Genomic DNA, 18,183 nt, shown 5'->3' with positions numbered 1-18,183 from the left:
CTTATTTATTTACTCCTTTCCGGGCAAGTAGAGGGCAATATGTCGGTGCAGAATGATAAAGATAATCATTACCTTTTGAACAACTGGCGGCCTGAAAACAAGGCGTTCTGGGAAAATAAAGGCAAAGCCATTGCGCGAAGAAATCTATGGATATCAGTGACCTGTCTGCTACTTGCTTTCTGCGTATGGATGTTATTCAGCGCCGTAGCGGTGAATCTCAATAAGGTCGGTTTTCATTTCACCACCGACCAGCTTTTTTTATTAACCGCCCTGCCTTCACTTTCCGGCGCGATATTACGGGTCCCCTACTCCTTTATGGTACCCCTTTTTGGGGGGCGCTACTGGACCGTATTAAGTACCGTTATCCTGATCGTGCCTTGTATTTGGTTAGGGGTGGCAATCCAGAATATTACTACTCCGTTCTGGGTATTTATTATTATTGCGCTGCTGTGCGGTTTTGCCGGAGCGAATTTTGCTTCCAGCATGGGAAATATCAGTTTCTTTTTCCCCAAAGCGAAACAGGGCAGCGCGCTGGGAGTCAACGGCGGCCTTGGCAATCTGGGCGTAAGCGTGATGCAGATGGTCGCCCCGGCGGTCATCTTCCTGCCGCTCTTCACCTTTCTCGGCGTCCATGGCGTCACCCAGCCCGATGGTTCGACAATCACCCTGAGTAATGCGGCGCTCGTCTGGGTACCGCTGCTGCTGCTCGCCACCGTCGCGGCATGGTTCGGCATGAACGATATCGCCGGTTCAAAGGCCTCGATTCGCGATCAGCTTCCCGTGCTCAAGCGACCGCATATGTGGCTGTTAAGCCTGCTCTATCTGGCGACGTTTGGCTCGTTCATCGGCTTTTCCGCCGGCTTTGCCATGCTGGCGAAAACCCAGTTTCCTGCGGTCGATATCCTCAAGCTCGCCTTCTTTGGACCGTTCATCGGCGCGCTGGCGCGCTCGTTCGGCGGGATCATCTCCGACCGTCTCGGCGGCGTGCGGGTGACGCTGGTTAACTTCGTCCTGATGGCGCTGTTTACCGGCCTGCTGTTTCTGACACTGCCAGGCAGCGGCTCCGGCAGCTTTCTCGCTTTCTACGTGGTGTTTATGGGGCTCTTTTTAACCGCCGGTCTGGGAAGCGGCTCCACCTTCCAGATGATCGCCGTCATCTTCCGCCAGCTCACCATCGACAGCGTAAAACAGCGCGGCGGCAGCGATGAAGAAGCGCAGCACGAGGCGGTGACCGATACCGCTGCCGCGCTGGGCTTTATCTCGGCGATCGGCGCCATCGGCGGCTTCTTTATTCCGAAAGCCTTCGGCACCTCGCTGGCGATGACCGGCTCACCGGTTGGCGCGATGAAAGTCTTTTTTGTCTTCTATGTGGTTTGCGTGCTGGTGACCTGGCTGGTCTACGGCCGCCGTAAATCCGCTTAACCATAACGATTTATCTGCCGGATAGCGGCTTACGCCTTATCCGGCCTTACGAGTTCGTTCGCTCATCCGGCCGGGTGGCACGATGCCGGACATCATCGGAGCAGGAGAAATGTCATGAGTAAACTTCTGGATCGCTTTCGCTACTTTAAGCAGAAGGGCGAGACCTTTGCCAACGGCCACGGCCAGGTCTACAACAACAACCGTGACTGGGAAGATAGCTACCGTCAACGCTGGCAGTTCGACAAAATTGTCCGCTCCACGCACGGTGTGAACTGCACCGGCTCCTGCAGCTGGAAAATTTACGTCAAAAACGGCCTCGTTACCTGGGAAACCCAGCAGACCGATTATCCGCGCACCCGGCCGGATCTGCCAAATCACGAACCGCGCGGCTGCCCGCGCGGCGCCAGCTACTCCTGGTATCTCTACAGCGCCAACCGCCTGAAGTACCCGCTGGCGCGTAAACGACTAATTGAGCTGTGGCGCGAAGCCCTGGCGCAGCATCCCGACCCGGTGCTGGCATGGGATAGCATCATGCAGGATCCGGCAAAAACCCGCAGCTATAAAGCGGCGCGCGGCAAAGGCGGTTTTGTCCGCTCCAGCTGGAAAGAGCTGAACCAGCTCATCGCCGCCGCCAACGTCTGGACCATCAAACATTATGGCCCGGACCGCGTCGCCGGCTTCTCGCCGATCCCGGCGATGTCGATGGTCTCCTACGCCGCGGGCACTCGCTATTTATCGTTGATTGGCGGCACCTGCCTGAGCTTTTATGACTGGTACTGCGATCTGCCCCCCGCCTCGCCGATGACCTGGGGCGAACAGACCGACGTGCCGGAATCCGCCGACTGGTACAACTCCAGCTACATTATTGCCTGGGGCTCCAACGTGCCGCAGACCCGAACCCCGGACGCCCACTTCTTTACCGAAGTGCGCTACAAGGGCACCAAAACTATCGCCATCACGCCGGACTATTCGGAAGTCGCTAAGCTCTGCGACCAGTGGCTGGCGCCGAAGCAAGGCACCGACAGCGCGCTGGCGATGGCCATGGGCCATGTGATCCTCAAAGCCTTCCACCTCGATAACCCGAGCGATTACTTTCTCAACTACTGCCGGACCTACACCGACATGCCGATGCTGGTGATACTCGAGCCGCGCGACGACGGCAGCTATACGCCGGGCCGTATGCTGCGTGCTTCCGACCTGCTTGACGGTCTCGGAGAAAGTAATAACCCGGAATGGAAAACCGTGGCTTATAACAGCGACGGCGAACTGGTGGCGCCGAACGGCTCCATCGGCTTTCGCTGGGGCGAAAAAGGCAAATGGAATCTCGAACAACGGGCAGACGGCAAAGATGTCGAGCTTAAGCTGTCGCTGCTGGATATTCGCGACAGCGTGGTGTCGGTGGGCTTCCCCTACTTTGGCGGCAACGAAAACCCGCATTTTCGCAGCGTAGCGCAGTCACCGGTGACCCTTCACCCGCTACCGGCTAAACAGCTGACGCTGGCCAGTGGCGAAAGCGGCCTGGTGGTCAGCGTCTATGACCTGATTCTGGCCAACTACGGTCTGGATCGCGGGCTTGACGATGTCAATGCGGCGAAGGATTTCGCCGAGGTCAAAGCCTATACCCCGGCATGGGCGGAGCAGATCACCGGCGTACCGCGTCAACATATCGAACAAATCGCCCGCGAGTTTGCCGATACGGCGCATAAGACCCACGGCCGCTCAATGATTATCCTCGGCGCCGGGGTGAACCACTGGTACCACATGGATATGAACTACCGCGGGATGATTAATCTGCTGGTATTCTGCGGCTGCGTCGGCCAGAGCGGCGGCGGCTGGTCGCACTATGTCGGTCAGGAGAAACTGCGCCCGCAGACCGGCTGGCTGCCGCTGGCGTTCGCCCTGGACTGGAGTCGTCCGCCGCGGCAGATGAACAGTACCTCTTATTTCTACAACCACGCCAGCCAGTGGCGCTACGAAAAACTGACCGCGCAGGAGCTGCTGTCGCCGCTGGCCGACGCCAGCAAATTTAGCGGCAGCCTTATCGACTTCAACGTCCGTGCGGAACGGATGGGCTGGTTACCCTCTGCGCCCCAGCTCAACGTCAACCCGCTGACCATTAAGCAGCAGGCCGAGGCCGCCGGGCTCTCCCCCGCGGAGTTCACCGTCCAGTCGTTAAAATCAGGCGATATTCGCTTTGCCGCCGAGCAGCCGGATAGCGGCAAAAACCATCCGCGCAACCTGTTTATCTGGCGCTCAAACCTGCTGGGATCGTCCGGTAAGGGGCATGAGTACATGTTGAAATACCTGCTCGGGACCGACAGCGGTATTCAGGGTGATGAACTGGGCGCCAGCGATGAGGTAAAACCTGAGGAAGTCGAGTGGCAGACCGCGGCGATTGAGGGCAAACTCGACCTGCTGGTGACGCTGGATTTCCGCATGTCCAGTACCTGTCTCTTCTCCGATATTGTCCTGCCGACCGCCACCTGGTATGAAAAAGACGATATGAACACCTCGGACATGCACCCGTTTATCCACCCGCTCTCCGCCGCCGTCGACCCGGCCTGGGAGGCGAAAAGCGACTGGGAGATCTACAAGGATATCGCTAAATCCTTCTCGCAGGTCTGCGTCGGCCATCTTGGCAAAGAGACCGATGTGGTGCTGGTCCCGCTGCAGCATGATTCCCCCGGCGAACTGTCGCAGCCGTTCGAGGTGCTTGACTGGCGCAAGGGCGAATGCGATCTGATCCCCGGGAAAACCGCACCGTCGATTGCCCTGGTGGAACGCGACTATCCTGCCACCTGGGAACGCTTCACCTCTCTCGGCCCGCTGCTCGATAAGCTTGGCAACGGCGGAAAAGGCATTTCGTGGAATACGCAAAGCGAAGTCGATTTCCTCGGCAAGCTTAACTACGTCAAGCCCGACGGTCCGGCCAAAGGCCGGCCGCGGATCGACAGCGCCATTGACGCCTCTGAAGTTATTCTCAGCCTCGCGCCGGAAACCAACGGCCAGGTGGCGGTGAAAGCCTGGCAGGCGCTGGGAGAGTTTACCGGCCGCGATCATACCCATCTGGCGCTCAATAAAGAGGATGAGAAGATCCGCTTTCGCGATATTCAGGCGCAGCCGCGCAAAATTATCTCCAGCCCGACGTGGTCGGGACTGGAAAGCGAGCACGTCTCCTACAATGCCGGTTATACCAACGTGCATGAGCTGATCCCATGGCGCACCCTCTCCGGCCGCCAGCAGTTGTATCAGGACCATCCGTGGATGCGCGCCTTCGGCGAAAGCCTGGTAGCCTATCGCCCGCCCATTGATACCCGCAGCGTCAGCCAGATGAAGGCCGTGCCGCCAAACGGCTTTCCGGAAAAAGCGCTGAATTTCCTGACGCCGCACCAGAAGTGGGGGATCCACTCAACCTATAGCGAAAACCTGCTGATGCTGACGCTGTCGCGCGGCGGGCCGATCGTCTGGCTTAGCGAAACCGACGCGAAAGAGCTGGGCATTGAAGATAACGACTGGATTGAAGCGTTCAACGCCAACGGGGCTCTCACCACGCGGGCGGTGGTGAGCCAGCGGGTGCCGCCGGGGATGACCATGATGTACCACGCTCAGGAACGGATTATGAATATCCCGGGTTCGGAAGTGACCGGTCGTCGCGGCGGCATTCATAACTCGGTAACCCGCGTCTGTCCGAAGCCAACGCACATGATTGGCGGCTACGCCCAGCTGGCCTATGGCTTTAACTACTACGGCACCGTCGGATCGAACCGCGACGAGTTCATCATGATCCGCAAAATGAAGAAGATTGCCTGGCTGGATGACGAAGGTCGCGATCAGGTACAGGAGGCGAAAAAATGAAAATCCGTTCTCAGGTTGGAATGGTGCTGAATCTGGACAAATGCATCGGCTGTCACACCTGCTCGGTCACCTGTAAAAACGTCTGGAGCAGCCGCGAAGGCATGGAGTACGCGTGGTTCAATAACGTGGAGACCAAACCGGGCATTGGCTACCCCAAAAACTGGGAGGACCAGGATCAGTGGCAAGGCGGCTGGATCCGCGGCATTAGCGGTAAGCTGACGCCCCGCCTCGGCAATCGGGTCAGCGTATTATCGAAGATTTTCGCCAACCCGGTGCTGCCGGCGATCGACGATTACTACGAACCCTTTACCTATGACTACCAGCACCTGCACAACGCGCCGGAGGGCAAATATCTGCCGACCGCCCGCCCGCGCTCGCTGATCAGCGGCGAGCGTATGGATAAGATTAACTGGGGCCCGAACTGGGAGGAGCTGCTCGGCGGCGAATTCGAGAAACGCGCCCGCGACCGTAACTTCGAAGCCATGCAAAAAGAGATGTACGGCCAGTTCGAAAATACCTTCATGATGTATCTCCCGCGCCTGTGCGAGCACTGCCTCAACCCGAGCTGCGTGGCCACCTGCCCGAGCGGCGCCATCTACAAGCGTGAGGAAGATGGCATCGTACTGATCGATCAGGATAAATGCCGCGGCTGGCGGATGTGCATCAGCGGCTGCCCGTACAAAAAAATCTACTTTAACTGGAAGAGCGGTAAGTCGGAAAAATGCATCTTCTGCTATCCGCGCATTGAGTCCGGGCAGCCAACGGTCTGCTCAGAAACCTGCGTCGGGCGCATCCGCTATCTTGGCGTACTGCTGTATGACGCCGACCGCATTGAAGAGGCGGCCAGTACCGAACATGAAACTGACCTCTATGAGCGCCAGTGCGAGGTGTTCCTTAATCCAAACGATCCGGCGGTCATCGAGGAAGCGCTAAAGCAAGGGATCCCGCACAACGTCATTGAGGCGGCGCAGAAGTCTCCGGTCTATAAGCTGGCGATGGACTGGAAGCTGGCTCTGCCGCTGCATCCGGAGTATCGCACCCTGCCGATGGTCTGGTACGTGCCGCCCCTGTCGCCGATCCAGTCGGTTGCCGACGCCGGCGGCTTACCGAGCAACGGCAACATCCTGCCGGCGGTTGAGAGTCTGCGCATCCCGGTGCAATACCTGGCGAATCTGCTGAGCGCCGGCGATACCGGACCGGTCTTGCGCGCGCTGAAACGGATGATGGCGATGCGCCACTACAAGCGCTCGCAAACCGTCGAGGGCGTCACCGATACCCGGGCCATTGAAGAGGTGGGCCTCAGCGTTGAGCAGGTCGAAGAGATGTATCGCTATCTGGCGATCGCCAACTACGAAGACCGCTTCGTGATCCCCACCAGCCATCGCGAACTGGCGGAGGATGCCTTTCCGGAACGTAACGGCTGCGGCTTTACCTTCGGCGATGGCTGCCACGGGTCAGATACGAAATTCAACCTGTTTAACAGCCGGCGGATCGACGCCATCGACGTCAGCGGCGTGCGTAAGCATGGGGAGGGCGAGTGATGCGGATCCTGAAAGTGATCGGTCTGCTGCTGGAGTACCCCGACGAGTTACTGTGGGAGAACCGCGACGACGCCCTGGCGCTGGTCAGGGCCGATGTCCCTTCCCTGACGCCGTTTGTCAGTGAGCTGCTGACGGCTCCGCTGTTGGATCGCCAGGCCGAATGGTGCGAGGTGTTCGAGCGCGGGCGCGCCACCTCGCTGCTGCTATTTGAACATGTGCATGCCGAATCCCGCGACCGCGGCCAGGCGATGGTCGACCTGATGAATCAGTATCAGCAGGCGGGTCTGCAGATCGATTGTCGCGAGCTGCCCGACCATCTGCCGCTGTATCTGGAGTATCTCAGTATTCTACCTCCCGCGGAGGCTCGGGAGGGGCTGCAGAATATCGCGCCGATTCTGGCGCTGATCGGCGGCCGTCTCAAGCAGCGAGCCTGCCCGTACTACCAGCTGTTTGACGCCTTGCTGGCGCTGGCTAAAAGCCCGCTCACCAGTGACAGTGTCACAAAACAGGTGGCGGGAGAAAAGCGCGACGATACCCGTCAGGCGCTGGACGCCGTGTGGGAAGAAGAGCAGGTGAAGTTTATCGAAGATAATGCGACCGCTTGCGATAGCTCGTCGATGCAAGCTTATCAACGACGCTTTAGTCAGGATGTGGCGCCGCAGTACGTTGACATCCGCGCCGGAGGCCCGAAATGATCCAGTATCTGAACGTCTTCTTTTACGATATCTACCCTTACCTGTGCGGCACCGTCTTTCTGGTGGGCAGCTGGCTGCGCTACGATTACGGGCAGTATACCTGGCGCGCCTCATCCAGCCAGATGCTGGATAAGCGCGGGATGGTGCTATGGTCGAACTTATTTCATATCGGCATTCTCGGCATCTTCTTTGGCCATCTCTTTGGCATGCTGACCCCACACTGGGTCTACTCGTGGTTCCTGCCGATGTCCCAGAAGCAGCTGATGGCCATGATCCTTGGCGGCGTATGCGGCGTGCTGACCCTGGTAGGCGGTATCGGCCTGCTGATGCGCCGCCTGACCAACCCGCGAATTCGCGCCACCTCCACGACCGCGGATATTTTGATCCTGTGCATTCTGCTGATTCAGTGCGCGCTGGGGCTGACGACCATCCCCTTCTCCGCCCAGCATCCGGACGGCAGCGAAATGCTCAAGCTGGTGGACTGGGCGCAGGCGGTGGTCACCTTCCACGGCGGCGCCTCGGCGCATCTGGACGGTGTCGCATGGATTTACCGCGTCCACCTGGTGCTCGGAATGACCATCTTTCTGATCTTCCCCTTCACCCGCCTGGTTCACGTCTGGAGCGCGCCGGTGGAATATTTCACCCGGCGTTACCAGGTGGTACGCTCCCGGCGCTGAGCGCTGGCGGCGTTTACCATTCATCCTTACCGGTAGCCCGGACGAGGCCTTCGCGCCAAGTTCGGGTATTTATCGTACCTGGCTCCAGGCTTTATGCCGGGTGGCGGCTGTCGCCTTACCCGGCCTACAGGGTCCTCTCACAGGCTCAAACCTCGCAGGCCCGCGCAAGCGCAGCGCCGCCGGGCAAGATATCAGACACGGTACCTGTAATTTCGCCGGGTGGCGGCTGTCGCCTTACCCGGTCTACAGGGTCCTCTCACAGGCTCATACCCGTAGGCCCGCGCAAGCGCAGCGCCCGCCGGGCAAGATATCAGGCACGGTTCCTGTAATTTCGCCGAGTGGCGGCTACGCCTTGCCCGGCCTACAGGGTCCTCTGACAGGCTCATACCCGTAGGCCCGCGCAAGCGCAGCGCCCGCCGGGCAAGATATCAGGCACTATTCCTGTAATTTCGCCGGGTGGCGGCTACGCCTTGCCCGGCCTACAGGGTCCTCTCACAGGCTCATACCTCGCAGGCCCGCGCAAGCGCAGCGCCGCCGGGTAAGATATCAGGCACGGTACCTGTAATTTCGCCGGGTGGCGGCTGTCGCCTTGCCCGGCCTACAGGGTCCTCTCACAGGCTCATACCTCGCAGGCCCGCGCAAGCGCAGCGCCGCCGGGCATGGGGAGATTTACTTCCCGGCTTCCGGATGGGTATCGAACGCCGCCATCACCGCCGCCAGCGCCGCTTCGCTGAAGCCATGTTTAGGATCGTCCACCCCCAGGCCGAAGCGGGTCTGCAGCCCTTCATATAGCGCGGAGACATCGGCAAAATCGATCTTCTCCACCACATGGTTATTCTCCCAGTGGGTAAAGTGGAAGTTGGTGAGGGTCATTTTGCCACCGTCCGGCAGATGACGGCACATCAGCAGATGGTGACGGAAGTGGGACTGTGGCCAGTGCGCCGACCAGAAGTTGCCCATCACATAATCAGACGCATACTGGCGGCCTAAATCGAAATGGTACATCGACTGCCAGTGTTCGTGATGGTTGAACTGCAGCGTCCACTCATCCCCTTCATGCACCAGACGATAGCTGCCGTGCGGCGTTTGCTGTGGGATATCGGCCAGCAGTTTGATCGGCGCGGTCAGCGTCTGGCCGCCGAAGCCGACGTCGGCGATCCAGCGCTCCCCCGCCACTTCCACCAGCAATAGACGGTGAGTACGCGGCGGCATCTGCGGCGGGTTGGCCAGCACCACGCGGCCCAGCAGGCTGCGGACGTTAAAGCCTATCTCGCGCAGCGCGCGCTCCAGCAGGCCATTCTGTTCAAAACAATACCCCCCGCGGCGGGCGGCGATCAGCTTCTCTTCCAGCGCCCCATCGTCAAGGTGGATTTCACGCGGCAGCAGGACGTCGAGGTTTTCAAAGGGGATGGCGCTGTTATGCTGCAGATGCAGTTCCCGCAGGGTATCAATGGAAACATCAGGCTCACCCGTCCAGCTCAGACGGGAAAAATAGGCGCGTAAAAAGGGACTCATCAGGGCCTCCAGCTGTAGGTGTCCGACATTTATAGCCTATTTTTCCGCGCCGACCGTCTTTTTTGTGCGCTTAGCGTTAACCGCGCGTGCGGCGCTGCATCAGCGCCAGCGCCGTCAGCATCAGGACCAGACCGGTCAACAACGTCAGGCTGGCCATCGCCATGCCCTGACCGACGGAACCCTGTTCGAACTGGCGCCAGATAAACACCGCCACGGTTTGCGTACCGGCCGGAGAGAGCAGCAGCGAGGTCACCAGCTCCCGGGAGGCCACCGCGAACACCATCAGCATCGCCGCCAGCAGCGCCGGAAAGACCAGCGGCAGGACAATCAACCGCAGCGCCTGCAGTGGCGACGCCCCGTGCACCCTGGCGGCGGGCTCAAGGTTCGGGCCCAGCTGGCGCAGCGCGCTGCCGACATAGCGCACCGGCCAGGGCAACAGCAGGCAGCAATAGGAGAGCAGCAGCATCCACAGCGTGTTATAGGGCGAGCGCGGCCAGAAGGGCTGATTCCACAGCAGAATCAAACCGACCCCCACCACCACGCCCGGCAGCGCCGCCGGCATCAGCGACAGCGCGTCCACCATCCCGCGCCCTTTAATCTTCTGCACCATCACCAACCAGGCGGCCAGCAGGCCCAGCGCGCCGACGATTAGCGCCGAACCCAGGGCCAGCGACAGGCTGGTGCCGAGGGCCGACAGGGCATCTCCCTGCTGGTCAAACAGCGCCGCGAAATGACGCAGTGTGACATTCTCAACACTCACGCCACCGGAGAGCGTGCCCATCACGCTGGTGAGCATCATCGAGACGGCGGGGACGCCGACCGCCAGGCCGCCGACGGCCGCCATCGCCAGCACGGCGGGCAGCATCATCCAGCCCAGCGATGCCCCGTGGTTCTCCCCCGGCTTACCGGTGACGCTGGTGACCTCTTTCTCCCCCACCAGCCGCCTTTGCAGCCACCAGGCGAACAACGCCACCGCCATCAGCAGCAGCGACAATAGCGCGGCGCCAGGGAGATCCACCGGCCAGTCGGCCAGCTTTTTCTCAATACCGACCGTCAGCATCACCACTCCCGCCCGGCTGCCCAGCGCCGCCGGTACGCCAAACTCCTCGATGGCGAGGGTAAACGCCAGCAGCATCCCCGCCGCCAGCGCCGGAGAGAGCATCGGTAGCGTCACGTGCCAGAAGGCGCGCCAGGCGCTGGCGCCATGGACGCGGGCGACCACCGCCAGCCGGGTCCCGCTCGCCAGCAGGCTGCGGGAGACGGCAAAGTAGACCACCGGAAATATGTTAAAGGCCATCACCAGCACGATCCCGCTGCGGCTGAACAGCAGATCGTTCAGCTGCCAGCCGGTCAGCTGCTGCAGATAGCCCTGGCTTTGCAGGGCCAGCATCCAGGAGAGCGCCGAGATATAGGGCGGCGTCAGAAAGGGGATCAAAAACAGGAGATCCCACAGCCGGGGCAGCGGCAGCGAAAACATACCGCGCAGGATGCCGAGCGGCAGGCCAATCATTACGCTGACCAGCGCCACGCCGGCGGCGATCCACAGCGTACCGCCGAGCATCGCCGGCAGCTGAGGATCGGCCAGCAGCGCCGGGATGCCGCCAAAGGCGTCCCCGAGCGAACCGGCGCTAAAACGGGGAAAAATCGCCTGCAGCAGAATAAACACTAACGGTAACGCGACCAGCATCACCAGGGCGGCAAGGGTCGCGCCGGAAAGGAATGTTTGTTTCACAACCGGTTCCTGAAGCTGAGGGTCCTCCGGCGGCCAGCGCCGGAGAAACGGGATCAATTACTGCGCGTACAGCTGACTGAAGCGGGCGAGCACGGCGCCCCGCTCGCTGCTGCCCTCGCTGGTGGTGGGCAGCACCTTCAGCGCGTCCAGTAGCGGACGTTTAGCCGCCACGTCGCGGCGGGCGGGCATCAGCCAGGCGTCGGCGACCTTCGCCTGACCTTCCGGCGACAGCACGTAATCGATAAAGGCTTTGGCCTCGCCGGGATGCTGGCTGGTTTTGAGGATCATCATCGGGCGCGGGGCAATCACCGTTCCGCTGGCCGGGAAGATCACCTTCAGCGACTCGCCCTGCTGAATATTGCCGTAGGAGACATAATCCACCGCGCCAAACACCGCCGCTTTCGCTCCCTGCATCACCGGCGTCACCGCCTGGGCGTTGGGTCCGCTGACTACCATGCCGTTCTTTTTCAGATCGTCAAACAGTTGCCAGGCCTGGCCGCCCATGCTGTTTTGCAGCCCGATCAGCAAATCCAGCGACGCGCCGGAGAGCGCCGGGTCGGGGGTTGTCACCTTGTCTTTAAACGCCGGCTGGGTGAGATCCCGCCACTCTTTCGGTTCCGGGGTGCCGCTTTTACTGTTCCAGACAATACCCAGGGCGGAGACGCCCTGGGCGATATAGTCCGCCGATTTCAGGTTCGCCGGTACCTGGTCGGCATTGGCGCTCGCAAAAGGCAGCAACCAGCCCCGCTGGTGCAGATCTTCGGCGGTATCCCACGAGGCGGAGATCAGCACATCCGCCTGCGGGTTGGCCTGCTCGGCCTCCAGTCGGGCCATCACTTTGCCGGTGGTGGCCTGGAAAACCGTCACCTTCACCCCGGTCTGTTGTTCAAAACCGCTGGCCAGGCTTTTCGCCAGCGAGCCGGGTCCGGCGGTGTAAACGGTCAGCGCATGGGCGCTGGAGAGCATCATGGCGGAGAGAGCCATCGCGAGTACCACTCCTTTCTTAACGGTCATAACGGTGTTCATGCAACTTCCCCTGAGGTTGGCGTAACGGCGCGGACAGCGGCCACGCGGCCCGCGGATAAATAAACAATCTGGTCGGCTAACAGCTCGGCTTCACGTCGGTCATGGGTGACATACAGGGCGGTGATGCCGAGCTGTCGCAGCAGGCGGCTCATTTCGCCACACAGCGATTCGCGTAGTTCGCTGTCCAGGTTGGAGAGCGGTTCATCAAACAGCAGCACCCGCGGCGCGGCGACGATCGCCCGCGCCAGCGCCACCCGCTGCTGCTGACCGCCGGAGAGGCCTGAAGGCTTACGTTCGGCAAAGCCATTGAGGCCTACCCGCGCCAGCGCCTCGCTGACCCGGCGCTCGCGTTCGCTGCGGGAGACGCCGCGCATGCGCAGCGGAAAGGCGACGTTCTGCGCCACGCTCATATGCGGCCAGAGGGCATAATCCTGAAAAACCATGCCGATATCGCGCTGCTCCGGGGGCAATCCCCATCCTGCGCGGGCGACCAGCCTGTCGCCAAAGCGGATTTCGCCGCTGGCCGGCACGCTCAGCCCGGCCAGCAGACGCAGCAGCGTGCTTTTGCCGCAGCCGGAAGGGCCCAGTAGCGCCACGATGCGGCCGGGTTCGATATGCAACGTGAAGCGGTCAAGAATGGGGGTCTCTGCGAAGGCGAAAGAGACCTCCTGCAGGGTGATAGGGGTCAGCGTGCGCATCATCGCCCTCCCTTTCGGGACAGCGAGACCAGCCCGGCGGTCGACATCCGACGGGGCACGCTCACCTGGGATAGCATCAGGGGAGCCAACATATTGTGATCCTCTTTGGGACTTAGTGCTGGCGACTATAGTCAGACGAGATGACGTATTGATTACATTTTCATTGCGGCTTAACGTGTTACCTGCCAACCGACCCATTATTCAAGGAACGCCTATGAGCCGCTTTCGCCACGTTGAACTGCAGTACGCCAGCCGCCTGCTCAACCACGGCCCAACCATTTTGATCACCAGCTACGATGCCCCGTCCGACCGGCGCAACGTTATGGCCGCCGCCTGGTCAATGCCGGTGGAATTCGCCCCGCCGCGGGTGGCTATCGTGGTGGATAAAAGCACCTGGACGCGGGAGATCATCGAGCGCAATGGCACCTTCGGCATTGTGGTTCCCGGCGTCGCAGCCGCCAGCTGGACCTACGCCGTCGGCAGCGTCAGCGGCCGCGATGAGGACAAATTCAATGCCTGGGGGATCCCGGTAGTAACCGGTCCGGAGCTGGGGCTGCCGCTGATCGAGGAGAAATGCCTGGCATGGATGGAGTGCCGGTTGCTGCCGGCGACGGCGGCCCAGACCCAGTACGATACCCTGTTCGGGGAGGTGGTCTCTGCCGCCGCCGATGAGCGCGCGTTCGTCACCGGACGCTGGCAATTCGACGACGATAAGCTCAATACCCTGCATCATCTGGGCACCGGCAATTTTGTCGCCAGCGGCCGTCATGTGCGGGCAAACTCCCTCGACGAATAAACCGTTCTCGACGATTTCGGCAGCAAAGGCTTTACCGCCGGTGGGACATGGAACTTCGGCGTGCAGACGGAGATTTGGTTCTGACCGAGTGTCACTGGCGGGCATCATGCCCGCCAGTGGCAACTACATGCTATAACCCGGCTGCTTAATCAACTGCGCCATCTGCGGGGCGATCTCACTGTCCCACACCGCCTGCCACGCGTCCGGCTCAACCTGAGTGAGTGCGACGCTGACGGCGCTCTCTTTGCTGTTCAGATGGCGGATCAGCACCTCAGTGATGTCGGCGGCCAGCGCGGTTTTTTGTTCATCAGTCAGTTCACGGGGAAAACATTTAATATCAACATGCGGCATAGCAAAGACTCCTTGTGATGAGAGCCATAACGCTACCACAGAATGGCCGTTCTGGTTGGCATCGCGTGCGTTAAATCAGCTTGTTACGGCGTAGCGCCGCGGCCAGCTCCGGTCGCTGACAGACCGCCCGGGCGATGGCGGCGAATTTTGGCGCGTGGTCGTCAAACCACGCCTGGCGGGGTCCCCAGCGGTACATCGCCGCGATATAGCAATCCAGCAACGTTACCGACGCGCCCAGCGCCCACGGCCCGGCGGCCAGCTGCTGTTCGAACCAGAGATAGAGATTTTTCCGGTACTGGCGACAATTCTCCACCAGCTGCTCCGCGGCGGCGGGCGCCCAGCGTTCCGGGTAATCGGCATAGGTAAAGGTAGGATAGACATTGGCCACCAGCCAGACCAGCAGGCGCTGAAACTGCGGACGCTGTGGCGTCCCCGGCGCGGGGGCCAGATCGGGACGCTGGTCGAGGATCATCAGCGCGATGGCGGCGGTTTCGGTCATGATGCTCCCGTCGGCCAGCCTCAGGGTGGGCACCTGGCACAGCGGATTAATCTGCCGCAGACGCTCGCGCGCCGGACCGGGCTGGTCAAAGCCCTCCACGTCAACCACCTCGTAGGGAATATCGGCCAGGGAGAGCATCAGCTCGCTAATCGTCGAGCCCCATCCCGGCACGCCATAAACGGTTATCATGGTCTGCCTCCAGGGTAAAGCCTAAGTGTAGGCAGAAATTTGCCGCTCACCCACCCGGCACACCATGCCACAGGGGGTTAGTAGGTTATCCCCGGCGGGTTGACCACCGACTGCGCCACCGCTTCGCCCTGCTCCCCCCAACGCGCCAGCACCTGCTGATATTCACCGCGGGCAATCGCCCCGTCGAGGGCTGCCTGCAGGGCAAAGACCAGGCCATTGCCTTTTTTGGTGGTTGTCGCCACCCACGCTTTTTTCGGCCCCAGGCCCACCACCCGGGTCTGGCCGTTAAGCGCCGCTTTATAGGCTGCCACCGACTGCGGGCCGAAAAAGATATCCGCCCGCCCGGACTGGATATAGAGGTTGCCGGAGGCATCATCGGTCAGGTAGACCGGCTGGGCCTGCGGCCGTCCGGCGGCGCGGTTGTCCTCGTTCCAGCCCAGCAGGATCCGCTCCTGATTGGTGCCGGACCCGACGATCACTTTGCGCCCGGCAAGGTCGGCGGGTCCGTTTACCGCGGCGATATCGCTGGTGGATTTCACCGAGAAGGCCAGGGAGTCCACCCGGTAAGTCGCAAAATCGAACTTCTCTTTGCGCTTCTCGGTCACCGCGATATTGATCAGCGCCACATCGTAGCGGCCGGAGGCGATGCCCAGCGGCCAGTCCTCCCACGCGGTGGGCACCAGCCTGAGCTTCAGGCCAAGGCTTCCGGCCAGCAGGCGGGCTATATCCGGGTCGCTGCCGATCCGCGTGCGGTTGTCGCTGGCCAGCAGGGCCAGCGGCGGCGAATTGAGCGCCGAGATCGCCACCGTTAGCGTCCCCGGCTCGACGAAGCGATAGCCCGGCGGAATTTTCGCTATCGCCTGCGGGTCGCGGGTGACCGGCAATGGCTGCTCATTGGCGCGCAGATCCAGCGCCGCGGCAGCGTCCATGGCAAAAGCGCTGAGAACAAGGGTCATTAGCGCTCTGTTCATGACGGCAGCACCCTGGATAAAAACTGCCGGGTACGCGGATGCTGCGGATGATTGAGCACCTCGTCGCTGCTACCCTGCTCGACGATCCTGCCGTCGACCATAAACACCACCTGGTCGGCCACCTCGCGGGCAAAGCCAATCTCATGGGTGACCACCACCAGGGTGGTGCCCGATCGCGCCAGCTTTTTGATCACATCCAGCACCTCGCCCACCAGCTCGGGATCCAGCGCCGAAGTGGGCTCATCAAACAGGATCACCCGCGGGTTCAGCGCCAGCGCCCGGGCAATGGCGATACGCTGCTGCTGGCCGCCGGAGAGATGCCGGGACCAGGCGTCGGCTTTATTGCGCAGTCCGACGACGTCCAGCAGTTCATAGGCGCGGGCAATGGCCTCTTTGCGCGTGACCTGCTGGTGGGCGATCGGCGCCTCTATCAGGTTCTCCAGCACCGTCAGGTGCGGAAACAGGTTAAAGTTCTGGAACACGTAGCCGACGTTGATCCGCTGGCGAAGAATTTCCTTTTCTTTCATCTCATACAGCTTGTCGCCTTTGCGGCGATAACCGATATAGTCGCCATCAATCTGAATAAATCCCTCATCGACCCGTTCGAGGTGATTTATGGTGCGCAGCAGCGTGGACTTGCCCGAGCCGGAAGGGCCGAGGATCACCGTCACCGTGCCCGGGGGGATCTCCAGCGACACATCGTCCAGCGCCTTGTGGCGGCCATAGTATTTGCTGACCCCGGTGATAGAGATATGGCCATTATGAGAGCTGGGCATGAACGGCCTCCTGCGGCTGTGGTTGACGTGCGGGTTGATTCAGACGGCTGCTGCGGGCGCTGTTTACCGCCGAGCGGCGCTCGCTGCGCGCCAGGCCCCGTTCCACCAGATACTGAATGGCGGAGAGGACGCTGGTGATCGCCAGATACCAGGCGGCGCCGACCATCAACAGCGGGATCACCTCCTGGGTACGGTTGTAGATCATCTGGATGGTGTAGAACAGTTCCGGCATCGCCAGGACGTACACCATCGCCGTTCCCTTGGCCAGACTGATGATCTCGTTGAAGCCGGAGGGCAGGATGGTGCGCAGCGCCTGCGGCAGAATAATGCGCAGCGTGCGCCGCCAGGCGGGTAGCCCCAGCGCGGCGGCGGCTTCATACTGCCCGTGGTCAACGCCGAGAAAGCCGCCGCGAATAATCTCCGCGGTATAGGCGCTCTGCACCAGGGTCAGGCCCACCACCGCCGTGGAGAATTGCCCCAGCACGTTAATGGTCTGATAGCTGGCCCAGGTCACGCCGGTAAACGGGATCCCCAGCGACAGGGTGTCGTAGAGATAGGAAAAGTTATAGAGAATGATCAGCACCACAATCAGCGGCAGCGAGCGAAACAGCCAGATATAGCCCCAGGCGAGACTGCTGAGCAGCCACGATGAGGACAAACGGGCCAGCGCCAGCAGGCCGCCGAAGATCACGCTTAGCACCGTGCCGAGCAGGGTCAGGAGCAGGGTTTGCCCCAGCCCCTCGAGGATCACCGGGTCGAAGAACCAGCGGGCGAAGACGCCCCACTCCCAGCGCGGGTGAAAGGCCACCGACTGGATCACCACCGCCAGCACCAGCAGGGCGACCAGAGCCCCGACCACCCGCAGCGGATAGCGCGCCGGCACCACTTTGATCGTTTCAGATGAATGCATAATGCCTCCTCAGGCGCTGTGGCTGTAGGCGCTCACCGCCAGCGCTTTAGTGAACCGCAGCCGGCCATCGTACGGCGGCTGACTGTACTCTTCCGGGTCTCTCGTGAGGTCAAACTGCGCCTCATACCCCTGGCTGAGATAGAGCTTTACCGCCTCCGGCTGACGGAAACCGGTGGTCAGGTAGATATGGCTGTACCCGGCCAGCACCGCCCGTCGCTCCAGCTCCTGGACCACCTTCGCCGCCAGCCCCTGCTGGCGCAGACGGCGGTGCGTCCAGATACGTTTGATCTCCGCGGTGTGGCGATCCTTCGGCTTATACGCGCCGGTGGCGATAATTTCGCCCTCACGCTCAAGGACAATAAACAGCCCCTGCGGCGGCACATACCACTCACTTAACTCCACTTCCGCATCGCGGGAAAAATAGTCGCCGTAGCGGGCGGCATATTCGGCAAACAGCCCGCTAATAATCGGCTGCAGCTCCGGAGCCTCCGGAGAAATATCGCGGAATGCTTCGCTCATCGCGCCTCCTG

The 18,183-nt window shown here is 61.2% G+C and carries 16 protein-coding genes and 1 pseudogene; 7 read left to right on the top strand and 10 right to left on the bottom strand.

Features of this window, described 5'->3' with window-relative positions:
* The first annotated feature begins 39 nt into the window (after window positions 1–39).
* The 5 genes from LPQ25_RS12165 (at window position 40) to narI (ending at window position 8,190) form a co-directional block, all read left to right on the top strand.
* Window positions 40–1,422 (top strand): NarK family nitrate/nitrite MFS transporter, encoded by a 1,383-nt coding sequence (locus LPQ25_RS12165; protein ID WP_014907522.1) that lies wholly within the window; start codon window positions 40–42, stop codon window positions 1,420–1,422.
* Between the two features lie 114 nt (window positions 1,423–1,536).
* Window positions 1,537–5,277, top strand: coding sequence for a nitrate reductase subunit alpha (locus tag LPQ25_RS12160; protein WP_014907521.1), 3,741 nt, complete (start codon window positions 1,537–1,539; stop codon window positions 5,275–5,277).
* Window positions 5,274–6,818, top strand: coding sequence for a nitrate reductase subunit beta (narH, locus tag LPQ25_RS12155; protein WP_004148517.1), 1,545 nt, complete (start codon window positions 5,274–5,276; stop codon window positions 6,816–6,818). The genes LPQ25_RS12160 and narH overlap by 4 nt, the downstream gene beginning before the upstream one ends.
* The gene (gene narW, locus LPQ25_RS12150; protein ID WP_004180106.1) at window positions 6,818–7,513 is read left to right on the top strand and encodes a nitrate reductase molybdenum cofactor assembly chaperone; all 696 of its coding nucleotides are present in this window, start codon (window positions 6,818–6,820) and stop codon (window positions 7,511–7,513) included. Before narH ends, narW begins: the two co-directional genes overlap by 1 nt.
* The gene (gene narI, locus LPQ25_RS12145) at window positions 7,510–8,190 is read left to right on the top strand and encodes a respiratory nitrate reductase subunit gamma (protein ID WP_004180107.1); all 681 of its coding nucleotides are present in this window, start codon (window positions 7,510–7,512) and stop codon (window positions 8,188–8,190) included. The genes narW and narI overlap by 4 nt, the downstream gene beginning before the upstream one ends.
* 669 nt (window positions 8,191–8,859) lie before the next feature.
* On the opposite strand, the gene nhoA is transcribed toward narI, so the two are convergent.
* From nhoA to LPQ25_RS12125, 4 genes are all read right to left on the bottom strand, one after another.
* Window positions 8,860–9,705, bottom strand: coding sequence for an N-hydroxyarylamine O-acetyltransferase (gene nhoA / locus LPQ25_RS12140; protein WP_004175970.1), 846 nt, complete (start codon window positions 9,703–9,705; stop codon window positions 8,860–8,862).
* A 76-nt stretch (window positions 9,706–9,781) separates the two neighbouring features.
* Entirely contained in the window at window positions 9,782–11,437 is a 1,656-nt protein-coding gene (locus tag LPQ25_RS12135; protein ID WP_014907520.1) for an ABC transporter permease, read from the bottom strand.
* 57 nt (window positions 11,438–11,494) lie between these two features.
* Window positions 11,495–12,463: an ABC transporter substrate-binding protein gene (locus tag LPQ25_RS12130; RefSeq protein ID WP_004898533.1), complete on the bottom strand. Its 969-nt coding sequence runs from the start codon at window positions 12,461–12,463 to the stop codon at window positions 11,495–11,497.
* Window positions 12,460–13,164 carry an ABC transporter ATP-binding protein gene (locus LPQ25_RS12125; RefSeq protein WP_004189827.1) on the bottom strand — a complete coding sequence of 235 codons (705 nt, stop codon included), beginning with the start codon at window positions 13,162–13,164 and terminating at the stop codon, window positions 12,460–12,462. Before LPQ25_RS12125 ends, LPQ25_RS12130 begins: the two co-directional genes overlap by 4 nt.
* Before the next feature lie 211 nt (window positions 13,165–13,375).
* On the opposite strand from LPQ25_RS12125, the gene LPQ25_RS27405 reads away from it, so the two are divergent.
* Both LPQ25_RS27405 and LPQ25_RS12115 read left to right on the top strand, forming a co-directional pair.
* A complete protein-coding gene (locus LPQ25_RS27405; protein WP_004151228.1) occupies window positions 13,376–13,957 on the top strand; it encodes a flavin reductase family protein in 582 nt (193 codons plus the stop codon).
* 9 nt (window positions 13,958–13,966) lie between these two features.
* Window positions 13,967–14,041, top strand: a pseudogene (locus tag LPQ25_RS12115) (hypothetical protein); the annotation flags it as partial.
* 39 nt (window positions 14,042–14,080) lie between these two features.
* Here LPQ25_RS12115 and pptA read toward each other — a convergent pair.
* The 6 genes from pptA to LPQ25_RS12085 all read right to left on the bottom strand — a co-directional run bounded on the left by pptA (window position 14,081) and on the right by LPQ25_RS12085 (window position 18,172).
* Window positions 14,081–14,308: a tautomerase PptA gene (pptA, locus tag LPQ25_RS12110; protein ID WP_004175957.1), complete on the bottom strand. Its 228-nt coding sequence runs from the start codon at window positions 14,306–14,308 to the stop codon at window positions 14,081–14,083.
* 70 nt (window positions 14,309–14,378) lie between these two features.
* Window positions 14,379–14,996 (bottom strand): glutathione S-transferase family protein, encoded by a 618-nt coding sequence (locus LPQ25_RS12105; RefSeq protein ID WP_004175955.1) that lies wholly within the window; start codon window positions 14,994–14,996, stop codon window positions 14,379–14,381.
* A gap of 77 nt (window positions 14,997–15,073) precedes the next feature.
* Window positions 15,074–15,925 (bottom strand): transporter substrate-binding domain-containing protein, encoded by an 852-nt coding sequence (locus LPQ25_RS12100; protein WP_074424893.1) that lies wholly within the window; start codon window positions 15,923–15,925, stop codon window positions 15,074–15,076.
* Window positions 15,926–15,963: 38 nt separating this feature from the next.
* Window positions 15,964–16,743: an amino acid ABC transporter ATP-binding protein gene (locus LPQ25_RS12095; RefSeq protein ID WP_002906697.1), complete on the bottom strand. Its 780-nt coding sequence runs from the start codon at window positions 16,741–16,743 to the stop codon at window positions 15,964–15,966.
* Entirely contained in the window at window positions 16,727–17,653 is a 927-nt protein-coding gene (locus LPQ25_RS12090) for an amino acid ABC transporter permease (protein WP_014907517.1), read from the bottom strand. The genes LPQ25_RS12095 and LPQ25_RS12090 overlap by 17 nt, the downstream gene beginning before the upstream one ends.
* Before the next feature lie 9 nt (window positions 17,654–17,662).
* On the bottom strand, window positions 17,663–18,172 hold the full coding sequence (locus LPQ25_RS12085) for a GNAT family N-acetyltransferase (protein WP_002906702.1): 510 nt from the start codon (window positions 18,170–18,172) through the stop codon (window positions 17,663–17,665).
* Window positions 18,173–18,183 lie beyond the last annotated feature (11 nt).

The sequence above is a fragment of the Klebsiella sp. KPN54798 genome (assembly GCF_021184225.1).
Lineage (GTDB): Bacteria > Pseudomonadota > Gammaproteobacteria > Enterobacterales > Enterobacteriaceae > Klebsiella > Klebsiella pneumoniae.
This window is presented reverse-complemented; position numbering and strand designations above follow the sequence as displayed.